This window comes from Litoribacter ruber (assembly GCF_018449405.1).
GTDB lineage: Bacteria > Bacteroidota > Bacteroidia > Cytophagales > Cyclobacteriaceae > Litoribacter > Litoribacter ruber.
Genome location: NZ_JAHCMY010000040.1, coordinates 1 through 1,856 on the forward strand (window position 1 = coordinate 1; position 1,856 = coordinate 1,856).

At 48.5% G+C, this 1,856-nt stretch carries 1 protein-coding gene; it reads left to right on the forward strand.

The window, feature by feature from the left end; all coding sequences use genetic code 11:
- Positions 1–494: 494 nt before the first annotated feature.
- The gene (gene ltrA / locus KI659_RS18485; protein ID WP_213946873.1) at positions 495–1,775 is read left to right on the forward strand and encodes a group II intron reverse transcriptase/maturase; all 1,281 of its coding nucleotides are present in this window, start codon (positions 495–497) and stop codon (positions 1,773–1,775) included.
- Positions 1,776–1,856: the final 81 nt, after the last annotated feature.

The following is a 1,856-nucleotide window of genomic DNA, read 5'->3' on the forward strand; positions in this document are numbered from 1 at the left end:
CTGTGTGTGCCTTGAATGGTGAATATAGGTCAAAAAGTTGACCGTTCCAACGGGTGAAAGTCCCTAAGCGCGGGGGTTACGTCCCGAAGCCAAGCAAGTGGCAAGGTGGTTTGGGGTGACCCATACACTGAAGTAAGCCAGACTGCGGTGTCTGTACTGACGAACAGGAACCATATACTGAGGCCATGAGGTCGGATGAGGTGGCACAGCACACCGAAGTCCCAGCCTTCCATAGGGAGGAAGTACCAAAATGGTAGATATGGCAGAGATAGACACAAGGATATTCACCTTACCAAGGGAGATCTTGGAATAGACTAGGTTTCTATGAGCCAAGAAGTCAGCCGAGGTCATAGTAGTTACCGGTAACGAGCTGTATGATCTACAGAGGTCTCACTGGGTAATGAAGGACTGAACGCTGGATTAAGTCCAAATTCGATGTGGAGTACCGTATTGGTGCAGCCCCATCTTAAGCGGACAGGGTTAACAAATTAATTATGATAGAAAAAGTACTCAACCGTAAGAACCTTTACAAAGCCTACCGACAGGTGGTGCGGAACAAAGGATCGGCTGGGGTGGACGGCATGAAAGTCACCGAATTGTTATCCTACTTGGAAAGCAACAGGGAGAGTATTGCCACATCCATCCTCAACCATACGTACGTGCCTCAACCTATCAGAGGGGTTGAAATCCCCAAGGAAAACGGAAAAACAAGATTGCTAGGAGTCCCCACAGTGGTGGACAGATGGCTACAACAGGCAGCCAGCCAGGTGCTGATGACCAAGTATGAACTCACGTTCGAGGAATACAGCTATGGCTTCCGTCCGCAGAAGAACATCCATAAGGCAGTAACACAGGCTCTGAAACACATTAACGATGGTTATCAGGACATAGTGGACATTGACCTCAAAGGATTCTTCGATGAAGTAGACCACTCAATCCTCCTACAGTTTATCTATCAGCAGGTAAAATGTCCGACAACCCTACGGCTTATCCGAAAATGGCTACGTGCACCAATCCAAATTGACGGAAAACTGCACAGGCGTAGAAAAGGCGTTCCGCAGGGCTCTCCAATAAGTCCGCTGCTGTCCAACATCCTATTGGATGTTCTGGATAAGGAGCTGGACAGGAGAAGCCTGAAATATGTCCGCTATGCTGACGACTTCAGTATCTACACCAAGTCAAAAAGAGAAGCCCGTAAAATGGGCAATGAGATTTACCTTTTTCTAAAAGACAAGCTCAGACTGCCCATCAACAGGGAGAAAAGCGGCATCCGAAGACCCTCCAACTTTGAATTGTTGGGACACGCATTCGTTCCGACTTATCAGAAAGGGGTGAGAGGAAAATACCAGCTGGTGGTGAAACAGAACAGTTGGGAATCCCTGAAACGAAAGCTCAAGCAGATTACCAAGAAAACCAGACCGTACAGTTTTGAGGAACGGCTGAAAAAGCTGGCTGAAGTCTGGCGGGGATGGGTAAACAATTACCGCCTTGCCAGCATCCAAGCAAAGCTTAAATCACTCGACGAGTGGCTGAGAAACCGTCTCAGATATTGTATCTGGCACGACTGGAAAAAGCCGGAGCGGAAACGTAAAAACCTGATTAGATTGGGAGTGGACCAAGACCATGCCTATGCATGGAGCAGGACCAGAAAAGGGGGATGGGCAGTGGCCCAGAGTCCGATTCTGATTACTACTATCACTTTGTCACGCCTGAGAAGAAAAGGGTATGAATCGATGCTTTCCTATTACCTGAAAACGCAACCTACAATCCAGTGAACCGCCGTATACGAGACCCGTACGTACGGTGGTGTGAGAGGCGCACCGTGGGCTTATGGCTCACGGCCGTCTACTCGATTA